Genomic DNA, 19,777 nt, shown 5'->3' with positions numbered 1-19,777 from the left:
CGCGTCCGCTGGGACGTGCGCCTCTCCAAGAGATCAGATGGTAGGGCGCTATGAACACAAATCCGGGCGGCAGCGGAGATTTCGGCAAGCAGCAGGCCGCAACTGGTCCGATCGTCCCGAAGACGGCGGCCGAGGCGCTGCGTCCCGAGGCCGGCACGCCGCCGCCGCGACGCTCGCGCGCCTCGCGCAGCCAGGTCGTCGTGTTCATGAATTTCGTCATCTCGCTGGTGATGCTGATGATCCTGGCGGCCGGCGCCGCGCTCTATTTCGGCAAGCAGGCGTTCACCGAACCCGGCCCGTCGGCCAATGGCGACACCTTCCTGGTCAAGCCGAACACCGGCGTTCAGGACATCGCCGACCAGCTCGAGCGGCGCGGCTTGATCAGCGACGCGCGCATCTTCCGCCTCGGCGTGCGTGCCACCGGCAATGATTCCGCGCTCAAGGCCGGCGAATACGAGATCAAGCCGCGCGCCTCGATGCTCGACATCATGGAAATGCTGAAGAGCGGCAAGTCGGTGATGTATTCGCTGACCATCCCCGAGGGGCTGACAGTCGAGCAGGCGCTGCAGCGCATCTCCGAGCAGGATGCGCTGACCGGCGACATGCCGGCGGCCATGCCGCCGGAGGGCAGCCTCGCCACCGACACACTGCGCTTCACCCGCGGCGCCACGCGCCAGCAGATGATCGACAAGCTCCTTGCCGACCAGAAGAAGCTGGTGGACGATGTCTGGGAGCGGCGCGCGCCGGACCTTCCGATCGCCAATGTCGAGGACTTCGTCACACTGGCCTCGATCGTCGAGAAGGAGACGGGCAGGGGGGACGAGCGTTCGCGCGTGGCCTCCGTGTTCCTCAACCGTCTCGCCAAGGGCATGCGCCTGCAGTCCGATCCGACCATCATCTACGGCCTGTTCGGCGGCAAGGGCAAACCCGCCGACCGTCCGATCTACCAGTCGGACATCGACAAGCAGACTCCCTACAACACCTATTTGATCAACGGCCTGCCGCCGACGCCGATCGCCAATCCCGGCCGTGCGGCCCTTGAGGCCGTCGCCAATCCATCAAAGACCGACGATCTCTATTTCGTCGCCGACGGCACCGGCGGCCATGTCTTTGCCGCGACGCTCGAAGAGCACAACCAGAACGTCGCCCGCTACCGGGCACTACAGAAGAAGCAGGCCGAGGACGCCGCCAAGGCTGGCGCCGCCAAGGTCGAGGGCCAGACCGACGCGCCGGCCACCGGCGACGATAGCGGTGACGCCGGTGGCGATGCGGGCGCCGCCCAATAGACAAACGCTTTTGAACTTGCGCCCGGCTGCAAGGGGGCGTTGATATTTTGACGGCGGCGTACGCTTCGAGGGGGCGCCGTGGTTTTTTGGAGCAATTCCAGGAAAAGTGTGCAACGCTTTCCGTTCGGAATTGCGTAGAAACAAATAGTTAGAGCGGTTCGGCGATGCCATCAACCGCTCAGGGTCGCGCAACGTCCGCGACCGCGCGCAAGGGGGCGCAAGGGCATTATGAATCTGCAGAGCATGACCGGTTTTGCACGGGCGGTCGCCGAACATGACGGCACCTCGATCGCCTGGGAGGTGAAATCGGTCAACGGCAAGAGCGTCGAGGTGAGGCTGCGGCTGCCGCAAGGCTTCGAGCGGCTCGAGCCGGCGGTCCGGCAGACGATCCAGAAGCGTTTTTCGCGCGGCAATTTCCAGGCGACGCTGACGGTCGGCCGCGCCGCCGGCCAGCAGGTGCAGCCGGTGGTCAACGAGTCCTTCCTCAAGGATCTGGCCGGGCTGGCCAAGCGCCTGCAGGAGCAATTCGGCGCCGCCCCCGCCACCGCCGACGGGCTGCTCGCGTTGCGCGGCGTGCTCGACATTCCCGAGACGATCGAAACCGAGGAGGCGCGGGCGGCGCTCGACGGCGCCATCCTGGCCTCGCTCGAAACGGTGCTGGTAGGCCTGGAAATGGCCCGTCAGGGCGAGGGCGCCGCCCTGCGCTCGCTGCTTGCCGGCCACATCGACGCCATCGAGGCGCTGACGCTGAAGGCCGAGGCGGATCCGTCGCGCGAGCCGGCGGCGATCCGCGAACGCATCGCCGAGCAGGTCCGCCTGTTGCTGGATGCTTCGGCCAATCTCGACGCCAGCAGGCTTCACCAGGAGGCGGCCTTCCTCGCCACCAAGGCCGATATCCGCGAGGAGATCGACCGGCTGAAGACCCATGTCGCTTCCGCGCGTGTGCTGCTCGCCAATGGCGGCGCCATCGGCCGCAAGCTCGATTTTCTGGCACAGGAATTCAACCGCGAATCGAATACGTTGTGCTCGAAGTCGAACGCTGCCGCGGTCACCGCCATCGGGCTGGAGCTGAAGGCGGTCGTCGACCAGTTTCGCGAACAGGTTCAGAATCTGGAGTGACCCGGATGGTTGCCAAGGAGCCGATGGTTGCCAGGGATCTGGGGTCCCGCATCCGCCGCCGCGGGCTGATGCTGGTTCTGTCGTCGCCGTCGGGCGCCGGCAAGTCAACGATCGCGCGCAATCTTCTCGAAAGCGATTCCAGTCTCGAGCTGTCGGTCTCGGTCACCACCAGACCGCGCCGGGGCTCGGAGATCGAAGGCGTGCACTATCACTTCCGCACCATGCGCGAGTTCGAGCGGCTGCGCGATTCTGACGCCCTGCTCGAATGGGCGGAGGTGCACGGCAATTGCTACGCCACGCCGCGCGAGCCGGCGGAGCTGGCGCTGGCGCAGGGCCGCGACATGCTGTTCGACATCGACTGGCAGGGCGCCCAGCAGCTCAAGGAGAAGATGCGCGCCGACATCGTCTCGATCTTCATCCTGCCGCCGTCGATGAAGGAATTGAAGGCGCGGCTGAAACGCCGCGCCGAGGACCAGGAATCGGTGATCGAGACCAGGCTGAAGAACGCCCGCCTCGAGATCGAGCACTGGAAGGAATACGACTTCGTCATCGTCAACGACGATCTCGACCGCGCCTTCGCCGAGGTGCGCGGCATCGTCACCGCCGAGCGGCTGCGGCGCGACAGGCGGCCGGGCCTGTTCGATTTCGTTTCGGGGTTGCTGGACGAGAAGACGGAGTGAGGCGGTGCGCCTCTCCTTCTCCCCTTGTGGGAGAAGGTGGATCGGCGCGCAGCGCCGAGACGGATGAGGGGTGCTGGAAGAAATGAGGCGTGAAAAGCAGAAGGCTTTTCTGCGCTTACGCCCTTCTGCGTAGCGATCCGTCCAACACCCCTCATCCGACCTCGCTTCGCGAGGCCACCTTCTCCCACAAGGGGAGAAGGAGAGGCCGCAGCACTACACCGCGTTCGTCAACCTTACGAACTCGTCCACGCTGAGCGTCTCCGCCCGCCGCGTCGGGTCGATGCCGGCGCGGACCAGCAAGGCCTCGCCGCCGAGGCTCTTGACGCTTTGCCGCAGCATTTTCCGGCGCTGGCCGAAGGCGGCCTCGGTGACGCGGCCGAGCTTTTTCGCTTCTACCGGCAAGGGGGCCGTGCGCGGCACCAGATGCACCACCGATGACGTCACCTTCGGCGGCGGGGTGAAGGCCTGCGGTGGCACGTCGAAGGCGATCCTGGCTTGCGTGCGCCAGCCGGCGAGCACGCCGAGCCGGCCATAGGCATCGCTGCCTGGGGCGGCGGTGATGCGCTCGGCTACCTCGCGCTGGAACATCAGCGTCATCGATTGGTAGAAGGGCGGCCATTCGGCAATCGTCAGCCAGCGGATCAGGAGTTCGGTACCGATATTGTAGGGCAGGTTGGCGACGATCTTCACCGGTCCGCCGGCTTCCCCGGCAAGCGCGGCGAAGTCCGTCTTCAGCGCATCGCCGGGAATGACGTGCAAACGGCCGGGATAGTAATTGGAGACCTCCGCCAGCGCTTCCAGGCAGCGCTCGTCGCGTTCGATGGCGACGACCCGCCTGGCGCCGTTGAACAACAGCGCCCGCGTCAATCCGCCGGGGCCGGGGCCGACCTCGATCACGGTGGCGTCAGCGAGGTCGCCGGCGGAGCGCGCGATCTTGCCGGTCAAATTGAGGTCGAGCAGGAAATTCTGGCCGAGCGACTTCTTCGCCTGCAGCCCATGGCGTTCGATCACCTCGCGCAGCGGCGGCAACCCGTCGATCGTCATGCGGTCAGGCTCACGGCAATGCGCTCATGCGGCCACGGCCTCGGTCCCGCTGTCGGCAAGCCGGCGGGCGAGCCTCAGGGCCGCGATCAGGCTGTCGGCGCGCGCGATGCCCTGGCCCGCAATGTCGAAAGCGGTGCCGTGGTCGGGCGAGGTGCGGATGAAGGGCAGGCCGAGCGTGACGTTGACCGCCTCGTCGAAGGCCAGCGTCTTGGCCGGGATCAGCGCCTGGTCGTGGTACATGCAAAGTGCCGCGTCGTAGCCGGCTCGCGCCCGTGCATGGAACATGGTGTCGGCCGGCAGCGGTCCGAAGGCGTCGATGCCCTCCGCCCTCAGTTGCTCGATCGCCGGCTGGATGACCCGCCTGTCCTCCACCCCCATTGCACCGCCTTCGCCGGCATGCGGGTTGAGGCCGGCGACCGCGAGCCTCGGCCTGGCGATGCCGAAGCGGGTTTTCAGGTCGGCGGCGGTGATGCGTGCGGTGGTGACGATCAGCTCGCTCGTCAGCGCCTTCGGCACGTCGACGAGCGGGATGTGGATGGTGACCGGGACGGTGCGCAGTTCCGGGCCGGCAAGCAGCATTACCGGCGTCACCTCGGCGCCCGTGTGCAGTCCCGCCAGATGCGCCAGATATTCGGTGTGGCCGGGAAAGCGGAAGCCGGCATCGTAGAGCGGCTTCTTGGCGATGGGGCAGGTGACCACGGCCGCGGCGCGGTCGGCAAGACAATCGGCCACGGCCCGATCGATGGCTTCGAGGGTGCCTGCGGCATTGGCGATGTCGGGCCGCCCGGGATTGTCGACATGGCCGGCATCGAGCGGCACGATCGGCAGCGCCCGCGAAAACATCCGCGCTGCTTGCGCCGGCAGCGTTTCGGCGATGGCTATCCTGGCGCCGATGTGGTGCGCGCGCGCCTCGATCAGTGTCGGATCGGCAAGCAGGTAGAAGGGCGGCACCCCGGCGCTTTCACCGGCGAGCCAGGCGGCGATGGCGATCTCCGGGCCGACGCCGGATGGATCGCCGACGCTCACTGCCAGCGGGGCATCGGTCTTGCGCATGTCTAGGCCGTCTTGCGGGGCGATCTGCCCGGGTATGGACAGGAGGTGGCTCTGTCGTCTCGTTCACTCACGCCCAAAACCCTGCCAATCTAGCGCTCGACGATTTTGGCCTTCTTCCGCAGCTCGTCGACATATTTCTTCGAGAGCTCGTCGGCGTCCTTGTCGTTGCCGCCCTCGCTCTGGAACACCATCTGCGCCGCCTTGTCGTCGGACACTTCGCGCGACGAGCAGATGCCGATGAATTCGATGCCGCGCTCGGTCTCGCGGGTGGCGGTGGCGCCGCCGACCTTGGTCGCCTTGATTTGGTCGGCCCAGTCAGCCGGCAGCTGAGGCGCCAGGACCCGGCCGAGATCGCGCACGGTGACGTCGAGCAGCCCCTTGGCGAACTGGCGCGTGCTGTCGCAGCCGTTGAAGCGCGCGCGCATGGCATCGGCCTCGCGCTTGCGCTTGGCCAGTGTCGCGCTGCGCTCGGAGGCCGGCACCACGAAGATCACCTGCTGCAGCATGTATTCCATGGCGGTCGGCTTGGCGCCGCCCTTGTCCAGCATGCGCCGCACCGCGTCCTGCTCTGTCACCGCGCCGCCCTCGCCGGAACGATAGCGGGCACCCAACGCCTGGTTCCAGGCCATCTGGGCGCGGATGAAGTCCTTGAAGTGCTCCTTGGTGACGCCGGACTGCGCCATGATGCCGTCGAGCTGCTTGAGCTGCATCTTGTTGTTGGTGGCAAAGCGCTGATACGCCGCATCGACCTGGGCATCGGTGATGCGGATGCCGAGCCGCCGGGCCTCGGCCATGCGCAGCGTCTGGTCGATCATTTCCTGCCCAGCATCGCCCTTCTTGCGCTGCAGTTTCAGGAATGCGGCCCGGTGCGCGATGTCGCCGGTGGTGATCGGTACGTTGTTGACGACATATTTGATCGTGCTGGCGAAGGCAGGCGGCGTCATCGCCGTGATCGAAACCGAGGTCGCCGCCACCAGCAGCGCGAAGCCTGCTGAAAACAGGTATTTCCTCATCTCACGTATCCCAATTCTGTCCCGCTTCTACAGCGCCGAGCGTCCCCTCGGACCCGCGGCAGACGCTATGGCAATTGATCTGGCGCATGATCCTTCGGCAAATGTCTTCCGGTTTCGGGGTCATGCGTAATGTGACCGAAACCCCTGCCAGCCCTATGCGGCGAAACCATGTCGTCAGCCAGCCGTCACTGGATGGTGTCGATGGCGCTGGTCGACGACCCGAAATCGCCAAGCGTGCGGAACGACAGGTTGAAGCCGACATTCTGCGACACTTCCTTGGTCACAAGGTCGCGCGATTCCGAGAACGTCATCAAATAGGTGAAGCAGGAATCATTATAGGCAAAGCCGACGCCGTCCTTGACCAGAACGCTCTGCTTGATGTCGTAGGTGCCGGTGCCGAAGACGCGCCAGTTCTCGGCAAGGTGGGTCGAAGCGCCGAGCGTGACCTCGTGGCGATCGGTTTCGAAGCCGTAGAGTGGCTGCGCCTGGATGAAGGCATATTTGGCAGTGAGCGAAACCGGCAGGCCGGAATAGGCGGCCTTCACCTCGGCGCGCCTGACGTCGAAGGTCTGCTCGTCGAAGCGGCCGCTGAGCGAGCCGGAGAAGCCGCTCGGGCTGTTGAAGCCGATCAGCCCGACATAGTCCGAAGTCGGTTTGTCGAGGCCCGAATAGGCGCCGACATTGACCAGGTCGGGCGCGGTGTACGAATTCTGGCCGGCCAGCTGGTAGGATTGGCCGAAGATGGCGTTGGTGCTCCAGCCACCCTCATAGGCGCCGGAATAGCGGAAGCCGACATTGGCGCGCGTGCCGCCTTCCATGCGGTCGTAGCCGGAGAACTTGTCGCGCTCGAACAGCGTCGTGGCATCGAAGACGAAGCTCTGCGCATCCTCGTTGGGAACAGCGAGGCCGCCGACATACTGCTCGTTCGGACGCACGAATACCTGCGCCATCGGCTCGACGATATGGCTGGAACTCGCCATCGAGAACAGCACCGGCCACCGCATTTCGAGGCCTAGCGTCGCCATGTAGCGGGCCAGCGAGGTGCGCATGTCGTCCTGTTCGCCCAGATTGGTCGCCATCTGGTTGATCGCGTTCAGCGAGGCGGTATTGGCGTTGACATAGCCGGCGTCGCCACGCAGCGCCAGCAGCGGCGTCAGTTGCAGGCCGCCATCGGTGGTGAAGGTACGCTTCCACTCAGCCTCGGTTGTCAGCCGGCTGGACTGGCCTTCGATGCCGCGCACATTGTTGATCGAGGTGTCATCGAGAGGATCCGCCAGCGCCACGTCGAGCCGGTCGCGGCTGATAACGCGCGCATTGACGTTGAGCGACAATTGCCCGCCGGCCACGGCCATATCGGGGATGTAGGCGTAGTCGAGCGACGGCAGCACCCAGGGCTGTTCACCGGCGCGCGCCGTCGCGTCGCTGGAGAGCGTGTTTTCCTGGACCTCGAACCGCATGGCGCGGACATCGAAATAGTTGCGGTCGTTGAGGCCGGTCAGGTAGATCGACGACTGGTGGACGGTGTCGCTGTAGCCGTCGATGGCATAGGTGCGCGAGAAGTTCTTGTCGGTCTGCAGCAGCACGTCCCAGCCGAAGTTCCAGCGGTCGTTGATGGCGAACTGGCCCTTGGTGCCCATCATGCCGCGGAACTTGTTCGGATCGCCCGCCGCGCCCGAATCGACATTGCGCACGCCGTTGTCGATGAAGGCGTCGGGATCCTGCTGATGGATGCCGGCGATCTTCAGGCTGTATTCGCCATTGTTGAAGCGCTGGCGCCATTCGGCTTCGCCGAGGAAGCCTTGCTTGGTGTAGCCGGTGCCGGTGACGGTGAGGTCATAGGTCGGCGACAGGGCGAAGTAATAGGGGATCTTGACGCCGACGCCGAGGTCGCTCTTGTAGACGATACCGGGGATCAGGAAGCCGCTCTTGCGCTTCACCGTCGGGTCGGCGATCTCGAAAGCCGGCAGATAAGCGAGCGGGAAGCCGAAGAACTCGAAATTTGCATTCTCGAAGCGGACCGTCTTCTTCTCGCCGTTCCAGATGATCTTGCGCGCCTTGACGCGCCATGTCGGCGCGCTGTCCGGCTTGTCCTCGCAGGGTTCGCAGGCCGTGTAGACGCCGTTGTGGAAGGTGGTCAGAACGCCGCCCATGCGCTCGGCGCTCTCGGAGGCGAAATAGGCCTTGTTGACGGTCTCGACACGCAGCGCGTTGACGAAGCCGTCGGCGAAGTCGTCGGTGATGTCGATATGGTCCGAATTGATCTTGGTGCCGTCGCTGTTGATCAGCTCGACCGCGCCGCTGGCGACAAGGCGCTTGGTGTTGCGGTTGTACTCGACGCGCTGGGCGACCAGCTTGTTGCCGCCGTAGTCGATCTGCACGCCGCCGACGGCGGTCACCGTGTTGTTGTCGTTGTTGTAGACGAGCGTATCTGCGGCAAGCAGCATCTGCGTGCCGGACGGAACGGGATTCGCCGTAATGTCCTGCGCCAGCGCCGGTACCGTCGGCACCGCGCAGGCGAACAGACATGCCAAGGCGGTCGCCCCATAGAGGCGTGCCAAACCGGCGTGCCTATGGCTGCGCAAAACCGCCTCCCTCACTAGCCGTCTTCCTTGTATAGCAGAAACGTCACCCCGAAGAACATAGCCACGACAACCGGAACCCATGCGGCCACCGCCGTAGGGACGAATCCCGCCACGCCGAATGCCTTGACCAATACCGAAACGACATAAAGCAGAAAGCCGGCGAGGACGCCACCCAGAATCATCGTCGCCGACTGCCCCATACGCGCAAATCGCATTGAAACTGTTGCCGCAATCAGCGTCATGGCGACGAGGAGGAACGGCAGCGCCACCAGCGAATCAAACTGCATGGCGAAGGCATTTGCCTTCAGCCCGAAGGAGCGGGCAACCTCGATCTTGCCGGGCAGGTCGTAAAAGGGGATGGTTTCCGGGCGCGCCAGCCGCTCTTGCACGAATTCAGGCTTGAGGTTGGTCTGGACCCGGTCGGATGTCGCGGGCCGGATAGTGCCGTCCTTGAACACCTTGACGTCCTGCAACTCCCAATAGCCGTCGCGGAGGAAGGCGTGCGCCGCGTCCTTGCGCTCGACGATGTTGCCTTGGTGGTCGAGCACGAAGAACACCGCGTCGGCCATTTCCAGGCCCTGGTTGAGAATCGCCCGGGCGCCAATGATGGTGTCGCCGGAAGCGGTCTTTTGCCGGATCCAAGGCGTCGTGTCGGCCGGCACCGCGTTCGAATTGCCGGCGCGCAGCTGGTTTTCCATCTGCTCGGACCAGGAGAAGCCGTGCGCCGCGATCGGATTGAGCACTCCGACCGACAGCACACCGAACATGAGCGCGCCGATGCAGCAGGGCAGCAGGAATTGCCAGGCCGAAACGCCGGCCGACCGCGCGATGACCAGCTCGTATTTGCGGTTGAGCGACACCAGTGTCGCCATCGCCGAGAACAGGCCGACGAACGGCACGGTCTGCAGCATGATCATCGGCATCCTCAGCGCCGAAATCGCGAAGGCGGTGCCGTAGGTGAAGCCGGGCAGGCCGGTGGTGCGGCCGGACAGTTCGGTGAAGTCGATCAGGAACACCAGCGCCAGAAGGCCGAGGAAGAACCAGATGGTGATCGACACGTAGCGGAAGAAGAAGTAGCGGCCCAGCGTCCAGCCCATCGTCATGCCCCCTGGCCGGAAGCGCGCCGGGAGAGACGCAGCTTGATGGCCGTCCAGGTCTCGCTGACGCGGCCGGCGAAATTGGTCATCCAGTCCGCCCAGGCCGCCGGCAGTTCCATCGACCTCGACGAGACGATGAACCAGGTGGCAACAGCCGAGGCCACGATCGGCAGGCCGTAGACCATATAGGCATAGAGCGGCACCTTGTCGGCCTTGCCGGCGGCGAAGAAGCCGAGCCAGCGCACGAACAGCGCGATCGCGATGGCCGTGATCAGCGGATGGATCCGCGCTTCCCGGTGCGAGCGCGCGTCGCCCGCCACCGCCAGCGCGATCAGCGCGAACACCAGCGGGTAGGACCATTCGGAGAAGCGCTGGTCGAGCTCGGCGGTGTAGCTGCCCGGCTTGCGCTGGAACATCTTGTCGTTGGGATCCGGGTTGAGCAGGTACTGCGTCGTGCGGTCCTTGGGCAGCAGCGTGATCTCGTTCGCCGCCGACATGAAGGCCGAGAGGTCGAACGCATAGGAGGTGAAGCGGATCACCGACAGGTCGCCGGTCAGCGATTTGCGGTTGATGACGCCGTCATTCATCATCAGCACCTTCTCGTCGCCCTTTTCGACGATGCTGCCGGACTTGGCGTAGTAGATCAGGTTGGCGCCTTCCTCGCGCGAATCGGCCACGAAGATGCCGCCGAGCCTGTTGTCCGGCAGGCGTTCGCCGATCTGCAGGAACAGGCCGTCGTCGATCTTGCGGAACGTTCCTTCCTGGATGATCAGCGACAGAAGGTCGGCGCGCGACGACGCCACCAGCTGCCGGTTCTTCTGCCTGGCATAGGGGTCGACGCCATTGTCGACGGCAAAGGAAAAGACGCTGGCCGCGAGCGCCAGCAGGAGGATCGGCCGCGCGATGGTCCAGCGCGAGGCGCCGGCAGCATTGATGACGGCCAGTTCCGAATCGGTGTTCATGACGCTGAGCGTCTGCGCCACCGCCACCACCAGCGCGAACGGCACCACGATCGGGATGATCGACGGGATGATCAGCGCCGCGACCTCGAAGAAGGTCAGCGCCGATTGGCCGCTGTCGGTGACGAGATCGATCTTGGCGAGCACCTGCGTCGTCCACACGATCGCCAGCGTCCAGGTCAGCGCGGCCACGAAGACCGTCGCTGCGCGACGCATGATGTAGCGTTCAACGACCTTCATGAAGGCTTTCTCGATTTTGCCGAACGGCATCATGCCCGCCGACAAGGTAGTCATCCGGCGACGGCAGTACAACTGGCTGCATTGGCGGCTCGATCTGGTTCCCGTTCCACATCACGCGCCCCGGCTGGCCGGAGTGTCCAAGGCAATGCATAAGAAATGCAAAACATTGGTGGTTAACAAGAGGTTACGGCAGGAATGCGGGGCCATGCCGCGACGAATCCACTGATGGTTGCGGCGGCGATATAGGCTGCGATTTCGGCCAAAGTCTTGCCAAATGATGGAAAACGACCAAATGTCGCGCACTCTTGAAAGCCGTTGTGCGGCGCCCATCCCCGAAAGCAGGTTCTGATGACTTCGACACCTTCGATTGCCTTCGCCAAATTTGCCGCGCCGAAAAAGGGCAGCGCCTTCGTGCTGGCGGCCGACGATGGCGCGGTTGGCGAAGCCGGCAAGGCTTGCGATCCGGCCGGGGCGCTCGCGCGCGCGTTCCCGGTGGCCGACTTTTCCGGCAAGTTCGGCACCGTCGCCGAGGTGCTGGCGCCGGAGGGGACTTCGCTCGACCGCCTGGTGGCGGTCGGCGCCGGCAAGGCCGCCGCCCTCGACGACCAGGCCTGGCTGAGGCTGGGCGGCACCATCGCGGCCTTGCTGCGCAAGGCGAAGGAAGTCGCCGTCGTGCTCGATGTTCCGGGCGCCGAGGCCGGCGGTAGGCAGGCCGCGAACCTCGCCGCTGGCATCCTTTTACGCAGCTATTCCTTCGACAAGTACAAGACCAAGAAGGACAAGGACGAGCCGAAGAAGCCGGTCAAGGTGATCATCCACTGCGCCGATCCCGCCGCGGCAAAGAAGGCTTTCACCGATGAGGCGGCGGTGATCGACGGCGTGCTTCTCGCGCGGGATCTTGTGAATGAACCGGCCAACACGCTGGGCCCAGTGGAGTTCGCCGCGCGCGCCAAGGACCTGGAGGCGCTCGGGGTCGAGGTCGAGATTCTGACCGAGAAGGAGATGAAGAAGCTCGGCATGGGCTCGCTGCTCGGCGTCGCGCAAGGCTCGCCGCGCGGCGCCCGCATGGCGGTCATGCACTGGAAGGGCGGCAAGGCCAAGGACGCGCCGGTTGCCTTCGTCGGCAAGGGCGTCACCTTCGACACCGGCGGCAATTCGATGAAGCCGGCCTCAGGCATGGAGGAGATGAAGGGCGACATGGGCGGTGCCGCTGCCGTCACCGGGCTCATCCACGCGCTTGCCGCCCGCAAGGCCAAGGCCAATGTCATCGGCGTCATCGGCCTGGTCGAGAATGCCGTCGACGGCCACGCCCAGCGCCCCGGCGATATCGTCACCTCGATGTCGGGCCAGACCATCGAGGTTTTGAACACCGATGCCGAAGGCCGCCTCGTGCTGGCCGACGCGCTCTGGTACACCAATGACCGCTTCAAGCCGAGATTCATGGTCAATCTGGCAACGCTGACCGGCGCCATCATGGTCGCGCTCGGCCAGCACTATGCCGGCCTGTTCTCCAACAATGACGAGCTGGCGGACCGGCTCTCCGGCGCCGGACAGGCGACGCAGGAGCGGCTGTGGCGCATGCCGCTGGGCGCCGAATACGACAAGCTGATCGATTCCAAGAACGCCGACATGAAGAACATTGGCGGCCGCTACGGCGGCGCCATCATCGCCGCGCAGTTCCTGCAGCGCTTCGTCAAGGAGACGCCTTGGGCGCATCTCGACATTGCCGGCACGGCGATGGGCTCGCCGCCAAGCGAGATCAACCAGTCCTGGGGTTCGGGCTTCGGCGTGCGGCTGCTCGACCGTCTCGTGCGCGACCACTACGAGGGGTAAGGCCGTTCGAGGCGCGATCATGGCCGAGATCCTGTTCTACCATTTGACCGAATCGACGCTCGAGGAGGCGCTGCCCGGCCTGCTCGAGCGCAGCGTCGACCGCGGCTGGCGCGCCGTGGTGCAGACCGGCACCGAGGAGCGGCGCGACGCGCTCGACCAGCATCTGTGGACGTTCCGCGACGATTCGTTCCTGGCGCATGCCACCGACCGAGAAGCCTATCCGGGCGAGCAGCAGATCCTGCTCACCACCGGCGAGGGCAACCCGAATGCCGCGCAGATCCGTTTCCTGGTCGACGGCGCGGCGCCTGCCGACCTCTCGGGCTACGAGCGCGCCGTCTTCCTGTTCGACGGCCACGACGCCGCGCAACTGGAAGGCGCGCGCAGCCATTGGAAGACGATGAAGGAGGCCGGCCACACGGTGACCTACTGGCAGCAGACGCCGGATCGGCGCTGGGAGCGCAAGGCGTAGGTTCCATACTGATAGGCGCCAATCATTAGATAGGAAACGTCGGCGCGGCGCCGATAGACGATTTCTGGGGCGATGCGACCCCGCCCGGATAACTCTCACCCTTGGGCCACCATCATGGCCATCGCCCCTGATCCGCTTTATGGATTAGATAGACGCGAACTCATTCGGCGGGTTGAGAATGCGTATCAAAATCATCGGAACCGGTGGGGCGGTGCCGGCTCAGTGCGTGACCTCGCGCGCGCTGGAGGAACGGCTTGGCCTTGCCCAGGGTCGGCTCGAAGCCGCCACCGGTGTCGTCGAGCGCTACGTCTGCGAAGGCGAATCGCAGATCGATCTGGCCTGCGCGGCGGCCAGTCTGGCGCTGACCGATGCCGGGCTGGAAGTCTGTGAGGTCGATCTGATCATCGGCGGCTGCGGCGTGCCGTATCAGCCGCTGCCGGCGACCGCGCCACTGGTCATGCAGCGCCTTGGCCTGCCAGACGGCTCGGCCGCCGCCTTCGACGTCAACAGCACCTGCCTCGGCTTCCTCACCGCCTTCGAGACGGCTTCGCGCCTGATCGAGGCCGGGCAATTCAGCACGGCGCTTGTATTCTCCTCGGAGGTCGCCTCGCGCGCGCTGCCGTGGCGCGACCAGCCGGAGGTCGCCGCTCTCTTCGGCGACGGCGCGGCGGCGGCGATTTTGCGCAAGGCCGGACCCGGCGAGGGCAGTGTGGTGGCCAATCTGATGCGCACCTATCCTTCGGCCTACGAGGTCTGCGGCATCGGATCGGGCGGCACGCGTTTCGACTTCCATCGCCAGCCGGAGGAATTCGCCCGCCACAGCCTGTTCCACATGGAGGGCAAGGAACTGTTCCGCGTCACCTCGCGCCATTTCAGCGGCTTCGTAACCGAGCTTTTGCAGCGCGCCGGCTGGCGGCGCGAGGATGTCGACCTCGTCGTGCCGCATCAGGCAAGCCCGTTCGCGCTGGCGCATATGGCGCGCCAGACCGGCTTCGCGCCGGAAAAACTCGTCGACATCTCCGCCCGCTACGGCAACCAGATCGCTGCCTCGATTCCGTTCGCGCTCGATGTCGCGCGGCGCGGGGACCAGATCGCCTCGGGCGCCAGGCTGCTGTTCCTCGGCACCTCGGCCGGCGTGTCCTTCGGCGGCATGGCGCTGGAGGTTTGACGATGGCCGTGCTCGTCACCGGCGCCAGCGGCTTTCTGGGCTCCCATGTGCTGGAAAGGCTGGCCGCGTCCGGCACGCTGGCGCTCGGGCTCGGCCGTGATGCGGCATGTTGTGCGGCGCTGGAGGCCGCAGGCCATCGGATCATCCGCCATGACCTGTCGCAGCCGCTCGACAGCGCGCTCGATCCGAGACTGGGCAGGGTCGAGCGGATCGTCCATTGCGCGGCACTGTCAGCGCCGTTCGGGCGCCTGGCGGATTTCGAGGCGGCCAATGTCACGGCGACGAAAAACCTGCTCGATTTCGCGACCCGGCGAGGTGTGAGCCGCTTCGTCCACATTTCCAGCCCGTCCGTGTGCTTCGCCTTTCGCGACCAGCTCGGTCTCACCGAGGACGCCGCCTTGCCCGATCCGGTCAACCACTATGCCCGCACCAAACGCGAGGCTGAGCGGCTGGTGCTGGCGGCGCCCGCCATCCACCCGGTAGCGTTGCGGCCGCGCGGCATCTACGGCGCCGGCGACCGCGCGTTGCTGCCGCGCCTCATCAAGGCGGCGAAGAGCCGTCCGCTGCCGGTCTTCCGCGACGGCCGCGCCCGCATCGATCTCACCCATGTCGACGATGTCGTCGATGCGGTGATGGTGGCGCTTGCCGCGCCGCCGGAGGCGGAAGGCGAGGTCTTCAACGTGTCGGGCGGCGAGCCGCTGCCGGTGCGCCGCATCGCCGACGAGGCCTGCGCCCGCGCCGGCATCGCGGCGCGCTGGCGGCGGATGCCGCTCTGGCCGGCGATGCTGGCCGCCGGCGCCATGGAGGCGGTAGCGCTCGCTCTTCCCGGCCGTCCCGAGCCGCCGGTGACGCGCTATGGGCTCGGCCTCTTCGCCTACGCGCAAAGTCTCGACCTCGCCAAGGCGCGCCGCCTGCTCGGCTGGGCGCCGAAAATCGCCTTCGCGCAGGGGCTCGACCGCACCTTCGCCGGCGGAGGCCCGGCATGAAGGTCCACTTTGCTAACAGTGCCTGGGTCAGTGCCGCCGAACGGCTGATCCTGCGCGGCGGCGGCTGGCACAGTGTGCGGCTGCGCGTCCGCTACGGCTTGATCCTGCATCCGCAGGCCGGGCCGGTGCTGGTCGACACCGGCTACACGCCGGAGTCTGTCACGGGCGAGGGGCGCGGCTGGATGCTGCGCCTCTATGGCGCGGTGCTGCGGCCCGAGCTCAAAGCGGCAGAGCAGGTGCTGCCGGTGCTCCAGCGCTTCGGCCTTGCGCCCGGCGATGTCCGCGCCGTCATCGTTAGCCATTTCCACGCCGACCACATCTCGGGTCTGTCGCTGTTTCCCAACGCCCGTTTCATCGCCAGCGGCTCCGCCTGGGCGCGCCTCAAGGCGCGCACGCCGAGGCAGAACCTGCGCCACGGCGTCTTCACCGAACTCTTCCCGGCCGACTTCGAGGCAAGGCTCGACGGCCTGTCCACGAAGCGGCGGATCGACACGCGCGGCGGCGTGCCCGGCGGCGCCGATCTCTTCGGCGACGGCAGCGTCGTGGCGGTCGATCTGCCCGGCCATGCCGACGGCCAGTTCGGCCTTTTGTTCGCCGGGCTGGAGCGGCCGCTGCTCTATGCCGTCGACGCGCAATGGCTGCTCGCCGCACTCGATCCGAAGCGCGCCCCCGGCTTTCCCTCCAGCCTCATCGCCGAGGACGTTGCCGCCATCGGCCCGACCTGCGAGATGCTGCGTCGCTTCCAGGCGACGGGTGGACAGGTGATGCTCTGCCACGACCCCGCGATGACGCAGTACGACCTGAGCGCGCACGATCTGCCGGCGGTGGCCGGATGAACGGGCTCGCGGAAGCCATCGGTTCCTTCGTGCTGACGCGCTGGGTTTCGCGCAAAAGCCGGCCGGCCTTCGAGCGCTGGCAAGCGGCCACCCTGCGTCGTTGGCTCGACCACGACCTGCCGCTGGCGCCGTTCTATGGCCGGGCGCCGCGACAGCTCGGCGACCTGCCTGTGACCGACAAGGCGCTGCTGATGGCGAATTTCGAGCGCTTCAATATCGGCGGCGTATCGGCCCGCGATGCCTGGGCCGCCGCTTCCGCCGACGGCCGCCTCGGCGACCTGACGGTTGGCGCGAGTACCGGTACGTCCGGCAATCGCGGCCTGTTCGTCATCTCCGAGGCGGAAAAATACCGCTGGCTGGGTACGATCCTCGCCAAGGCGGCACCCGATCTTCTGTGGCGCGGCATGCGCGTCGCCGTCATCCTGCCGCAGAACACGGGACTGTACGACAGCGCGCGCAAATCGCGGCGCATCGACCTGCGCTTCTTCGACCTGACGCTCGGCCCGGAACATTGGCGCGCGACGCTCGAGGACTTTCGGCCAACGGTGATCATCGCGCCGCCGAAGATGTTGCGGCATTTCGCGACGTCGGGCTTTCGGCTCTCGCCGCAACGCGTCTTCTCGGCCGCCGAGACGCTCGATCCGGTCGACCGTCCGGTTATCGAAAATTTCTTCCGGCTGCCGCTCGACCAGATCTACATGGCGACGGAGGGCCTGTTCGCGGTGACCTGCCGGCAGGGCGGCCTGCATCTCGCCGAGGATTCGGTGTTCTTCGAATTCGAGCCGGCCGGCGACGGGCTGGTGACGCCGCTGGTCACCGCCTTCCGCCGTCAGACCCAGATCATGGCGCGATACCGGATGAACGACCTGTTGCGGCTCTCTGAGCAGCCTTGCAAATGCGGTTCGCCGCTGCGCTGCGTCGACGAGGTCGTTGGCCGCATGGACGACGTCTTCCGGCTGGAATCGGTCGCTGGCCAGGTCCTGCTCACCCCCGACATACTGCGCAATGCGGTGCTCAAGGCCGACCGTCGCATCGACGATTTCCGGCTGGTGCAGTCGGCGACCGATGCCATTGAGCTGAGGCTCGCGCCGGATCTCGCCGACGAGGCGGCGACTGCCGCGCATCAGGCGGTGCTCGCGCTGCTTGCGGCGCGCAAGGCGATGGCGACGGTCGATCTGGTGCGGGCGCCCCTGCCGCTGGAGACCGGCCGCAAATTGCGCCGCGTCGAATGCCGGCTGGGAGTGGCGCCGTGAGCCCGGCCGCCATGATGGAGAGACCGCTTCAGCAGGCGGACCGAGTCCAGAACAGCCCCGGCAAGGTCGAGGCTTTCGTCCGGCTCTTCAACGACGTGCCGGTACGCGCTCTCGTTTCCAACCTTACCACGTCGGTCGAAAGCGTGGAGGTCGCCGGCCGCACCTTCCCGCTGACCCTGAACGACACCAGCGACGCGCCCAACTGCTACATCTGCTGCCCGTCCGGCGCCTATATCGACTATGCCGTCGACGAGACGCGCAACTTCATCGCGCACCCGTCGCTGCGGCGTTCGCTCAAAGCGCTGATCGGCGCCTGCGCGCCGCTGGTGCGCGCAAGCGGCCTCGACCATCAGGTTCAGCTCAACAACTGGCTCTTTTCGACCAATCCGGTGCCGCTGCTCGACCGTGCCGCAATCGCCGCCTTGCGTGCCGACCTTGCGGTGCGCTTCCCGGACCGCGCCATCGTCATCCGTTCGCTGAACGAGATCGCCGACCCGGCCACCATCGCGGCGCTGAAGGCGGAAGGCTTTCGCATGCTGGCGGCGCGCCAGATCTACATCTTCGCCGACCGCGGTTCGGCGCCGGCCATGAGCAACGACATGAAGCGCGACCGCAAGCGGCTCGGCAGCACGCCCTTCAAGCGCGTCGGCGGTGCCGATTTCAGCGAAGCCGACTATGCGCGCGCGGAACAGCTCTACAGCATGCTCTATCTGGAAAAATACACGCCGCTCAACCCGCACTACACCGCTCGCTACATCGCCGAGATGCACCGGCGCGGCGTTCTCAGCCTGGTCGGGCTGCGTCGGCCGGGCGGCGAACTCGTCGCCGTCACCGGCCTGTTCGAGAACGGCGGCACGCTGACCCAGCCGATCGTCGGCTACGACACCGGGCTGCCGATAGCGGAGGGCCTCTATCGCATGGTGATGGCGATGGCGCAGGACCATGCCACGGCGCGCGGCCTGTTCTTCAACATGAGCGCCGGGGCCGCAAGCTTCAAGCGACGGCGCGGCGCCGTCGCGGCGATCGAATACAACGCCGTCTATGCCGGTCATCTGCCGCGTCGCCAACGCGTGGCGATCCGCGTCATGGAAACCGTGCTGGCGCGGGTAGGCATTCCCCTGCTCAGGAGGTTCGAACTTTGAGCGAGCGCCAAAAGCGGAAGGATCACTGGCAGGCCGTGGCGCTGTCGGGCGACATCAGGGGCAAGCCGAAGCGCATCCTGTTCGACGGCCAGCCGCTGGTGCTGTTCCGCTCGGCGCAAGGCATTGCGGCGCTGTTCGACCGCTGCCCGCACCGGCTGGTCGAACTGTCGACCGGCAAGCTCGTCGGCGGCGAGATCGAGTGCCCCTATCACGGCTGGCGCTATGACGGGGAAGGACGCTGCACCGCCATCCCCGGTCATGTCGGCGAGATGCCGCATTACCGGGTGCGCCGCTTTGGCGCCATCGTGCGCGACGGCGTCGTCTTCGTCTCGTCGGGCACGCCCGAGGCCGAACCCTATCTCCATTGCATGCAGGGCAAGAACGTCGTCGTGCGGCGGGTGCGCAGCTCGACGCAGTCGACGGTGATCGACGCGGCCGAAAACATCCTCGATGCCACCCACACCCACTTCACCCACAAGGGCCTGCTGCGCGGCCTGGGTTCGAAGCGCCATCTCGTGCGCGTCGAAGTGACAGGCGGTGAGGGCTGGGTCGAGGCTTGCTACACCGGCGAGGATCGACAGCAGGGGCTGATCAGCCGGCTATTGGAAGGCGAGCGCGCGAAAACCATCGGCCGCTTCCGTTACCCCGGCATCGCCGAACTCGAATATTGGGGCAAGGATGGGCTCGCGCTCGCCACCACCTTCCATCTGCGCCAGGCCGACGCGCGCACCGTCGAGGGCGTCGGCTGGCTGATCGGCCCGCGCCAGGGCTGGCTCGGCGGGATCAAGGCGCTTGCCTTCAAACCGTTGTTCAACATCGCGTTGCAGCAGGATCGCCGCGTGCTGAAATCGGCGAGTGACAACGCCCGTTTTGCCCCGCCAGCGCTGCCGGTGATCGGGCCGCTCGATTTCCTGCGCCGAGACATCGCCGCGATCATCGCGGGCGAACTGCCCCCGGCAGCGGAAGAGCCGCGCGTGCACCAGATCGAGCTTTAGACGGTGCATTGGAGAACTCGGC

At 66.2% G+C, this 19,777-nt stretch carries 17 protein-coding genes; 11 read left to right on the top strand and 6 right to left on the bottom strand.

All coding sequences use genetic code 11. The annotated features are described in order from the left end of the window. Positions 1–50 precede the first annotated feature (50 nt). From mltG to gmk, 3 genes are all read left to right on the top strand, one after another. Positions 51–1,286 (top strand): endolytic transglycosylase MltG, encoded by a 1,236-nt coding sequence (gene mltG / locus EN786_RS05815; RefSeq protein ID WP_127311673.1) that lies wholly within the window; start codon positions 51–53, stop codon positions 1,284–1,286. Between the two features lie 228 nt (positions 1,287–1,514). Then, positions 1,515–2,405 carry a YicC/YloC family endoribonuclease gene (locus EN786_RS05810; RefSeq protein WP_127285716.1) on the top strand — a complete coding sequence of 297 codons (891 nt, stop codon included), beginning with the start codon at positions 1,515–1,517 and terminating at the stop codon, positions 2,403–2,405. Between the two features lie 5 nt (positions 2,406–2,410). Then, entirely contained in the window at positions 2,411–3,085 is a 675-nt protein-coding gene (gene gmk, locus EN786_RS05805; RefSeq protein ID WP_245478501.1) for a guanylate kinase, read from the top strand. A gap of 213 nt (positions 3,086–3,298) precedes the next feature. Here the strand turns inward: gmk and rsmA are convergent, their stop codons facing one another. The 6 genes from rsmA to lptF all read right to left on the bottom strand — a co-directional run bounded on the left by rsmA (position 3,299) and on the right by lptF (position 11,073). Further along, entirely contained in the window at positions 3,299–4,129 is an 831-nt protein-coding gene (rsmA, locus tag EN786_RS05800; RefSeq protein WP_127285717.1) for a 16S rRNA (adenine(1518)-N(6)/adenine(1519)-N(6))-dimethyltransferase RsmA, read from the bottom strand. A 24-nt stretch (positions 4,130–4,153) separates the two neighbouring features. Next, positions 4,154–5,182 carry a 4-hydroxythreonine-4-phosphate dehydrogenase PdxA gene (gene pdxA, locus EN786_RS05795; protein ID WP_127392414.1) on the bottom strand — a complete coding sequence of 343 codons (1,029 nt, stop codon included), beginning with the start codon at positions 5,180–5,182 and terminating at the stop codon, positions 4,154–4,156. An 89-nt stretch (positions 5,183–5,271) separates the two neighbouring features. Then, positions 5,272–6,195, bottom strand: a complete 924-nt coding sequence (locus EN786_RS05790) for a peptidylprolyl isomerase (RefSeq protein WP_127287107.1) — start codon at positions 6,193–6,195, stop codon at positions 5,272–5,274. Between the two features lie 185 nt (positions 6,196–6,380). Next, entirely contained in the window at positions 6,381–8,792 is a 2,412-nt protein-coding gene (locus tag EN786_RS05785) for an LPS-assembly protein LptD (RefSeq protein ID WP_187331191.1), read from the bottom strand. Then, on the bottom strand, positions 8,792–9,874 hold the full coding sequence (gene lptG, locus EN786_RS05780) for an LPS export ABC transporter permease LptG (protein WP_127286766.1): 1,083 nt from the start codon (positions 9,872–9,874) through the stop codon (positions 8,792–8,794). Before lptG ends, EN786_RS05785 begins: the two co-directional genes overlap by 1 nt. Before the next feature lie 2 nt (positions 9,875–9,876). Further along, positions 9,877–11,073: an LPS export ABC transporter permease LptF gene (lptF, locus tag EN786_RS05775; protein ID WP_127286767.1), complete on the bottom strand. Its 1,197-nt coding sequence runs from the start codon at positions 11,071–11,073 to the stop codon at positions 9,877–9,879. Between the two features lie 348 nt (positions 11,074–11,421). On the opposite strand from lptF, the gene EN786_RS05770 reads away from it, so the two are divergent. The 8 genes from EN786_RS05770 to EN786_RS05735 all read left to right on the top strand — a co-directional run bounded on the left by EN786_RS05770 (position 11,422) and on the right by EN786_RS05735 (position 19,755). Then, positions 11,422–12,906, top strand: a complete 1,485-nt coding sequence (locus EN786_RS05770; protein ID WP_127286765.1) for a leucyl aminopeptidase — start codon at positions 11,422–11,424, stop codon at positions 12,904–12,906. Between the two features lie 19 nt (positions 12,907–12,925). Then, positions 12,926–13,375 (top strand): DNA polymerase III subunit chi, encoded by a 450-nt coding sequence (locus tag EN786_RS05765; RefSeq protein ID WP_127286764.1) that lies wholly within the window; start codon positions 12,926–12,928, stop codon positions 13,373–13,375. Positions 13,376–13,553: 178 nt separating this feature from the next. After that, positions 13,554–14,543 (top strand): 3-oxoacyl-[acyl-carrier-protein] synthase III C-terminal domain-containing protein, encoded by a 990-nt coding sequence (locus tag EN786_RS05760; RefSeq protein ID WP_127309750.1) that lies wholly within the window; start codon positions 13,554–13,556, stop codon positions 14,541–14,543. 2 nt (positions 14,544–14,545) lie between these two features. After that, entirely contained in the window at positions 14,546–15,529 is a 984-nt protein-coding gene (locus tag EN786_RS05755; protein WP_127309751.1) for an NAD-dependent epimerase/dehydratase family protein, read from the top strand. Further along, positions 15,526–16,365, top strand: a complete 840-nt coding sequence (locus tag EN786_RS05750; RefSeq protein WP_127309752.1) for an MBL fold metallo-hydrolase — start codon at positions 15,526–15,528, stop codon at positions 16,363–16,365. The genes EN786_RS05755 and EN786_RS05750 overlap by 4 nt, the downstream gene beginning before the upstream one ends. Further along, on the top strand, positions 16,362–17,618 hold the full coding sequence (locus EN786_RS05745) for a F390 synthetase-related protein (RefSeq protein ID WP_127285227.1): 1,257 nt from the start codon (positions 16,362–16,364) through the stop codon (positions 17,616–17,618). Before EN786_RS05750 ends, EN786_RS05745 begins: the two co-directional genes overlap by 4 nt. Further along, a complete protein-coding gene (locus EN786_RS05740; RefSeq protein ID WP_245478205.1) occupies positions 17,615–18,760 on the top strand; it encodes a GNAT family N-acetyltransferase in 1,146 nt (381 codons plus the stop codon). The genes EN786_RS05745 and EN786_RS05740 overlap by 4 nt, the downstream gene beginning before the upstream one ends. Further along, positions 18,757–19,755, top strand: coding sequence for a Rieske 2Fe-2S domain-containing protein (locus EN786_RS05735; protein WP_127309754.1), 999 nt, complete (start codon positions 18,757–18,759; stop codon positions 19,753–19,755). The genes EN786_RS05740 and EN786_RS05735 overlap by 4 nt, the downstream gene beginning before the upstream one ends. The last annotated feature ends 22 nt before the right edge of the window (positions 19,756–19,777 follow it).

The organism is Mesorhizobium sp. M4B.F.Ca.ET.143.01.1.1, from assembly GCF_004792275.1.
Classification (GTDB): Bacteria; Pseudomonadota; Alphaproteobacteria; order Rhizobiales; family Rhizobiaceae; genus Mesorhizobium; species Mesorhizobium abyssinicae.
Note: the sequence above shows the minus strand (reverse complement) of the source record. Positions and strands in the feature narration are given on the sequence as shown.

Coding starts and splice junctions, on each gene's coding strand:
- mltG (WP_127311673.1), top strand. CDS start 51: ATGAACACAAATCCGGGCGGCAGCGGAGATTTCGGCAAGCAGCAGGCC.
- EN786_RS05810 (WP_127285716.1), top strand. CDS start 1,515: ATGAATCTGCAGAGCATGACCGGTTTTGCACGGGCGGTCGCCGAACAT.
- gmk (WP_245478501.1), top strand. CDS start 2,411: ATGGTTGCCAAGGAGCCGATGGTTGCCAGGGATCTGGGGTCCCGCATC.
- rsmA (WP_127285717.1), bottom strand. CDS start 4,129: ATGACGATCGACGGGTTGCCGCCGCTGCGCGAGGTGATCGAACGCCAT.
- pdxA (WP_127392414.1), bottom strand. CDS start 5,182: ATGCGCAAGACCGATGCCCCGCTGGCAGTGAGCGTCGGCGATCCATCC.
- EN786_RS05790 (WP_127287107.1), bottom strand. CDS start 6,195: ATGAGGAAATACCTGTTTTCAGCAGGCTTCGCGCTGCTGGTGGCGGCG.
- lptG (WP_127286766.1), bottom strand. CDS start 9,874: ATGGGCTGGACGCTGGGCCGCTACTTCTTCTTCCGCTACGTGTCGATC.
- lptF (WP_127286767.1), bottom strand. CDS start 11,073: ATGAAGGTCGTTGAACGCTACATCATGCGTCGCGCAGCGACGGTCTTC.
- EN786_RS05770 (WP_127286765.1), top strand. CDS start 11,422: ATGACTTCGACACCTTCGATTGCCTTCGCCAAATTTGCCGCGCCGAAA.
- EN786_RS05765 (WP_127286764.1), top strand. CDS start 12,926: ATGGCCGAGATCCTGTTCTACCATTTGACCGAATCGACGCTCGAGGAG.
- EN786_RS05760 (WP_127309750.1), top strand. CDS start 13,554: ATGCGTATCAAAATCATCGGAACCGGTGGGGCGGTGCCGGCTCAGTGC.
- EN786_RS05755 (WP_127309751.1), top strand. CDS start 14,546: ATGGCCGTGCTCGTCACCGGCGCCAGCGGCTTTCTGGGCTCCCATGTG.
- EN786_RS05750 (WP_127309752.1), top strand. CDS start 15,526: ATGAAGGTCCACTTTGCTAACAGTGCCTGGGTCAGTGCCGCCGAACGG.
- EN786_RS05745 (WP_127285227.1), top strand. CDS start 16,362: ATGAACGGGCTCGCGGAAGCCATCGGTTCCTTCGTGCTGACGCGCTGG.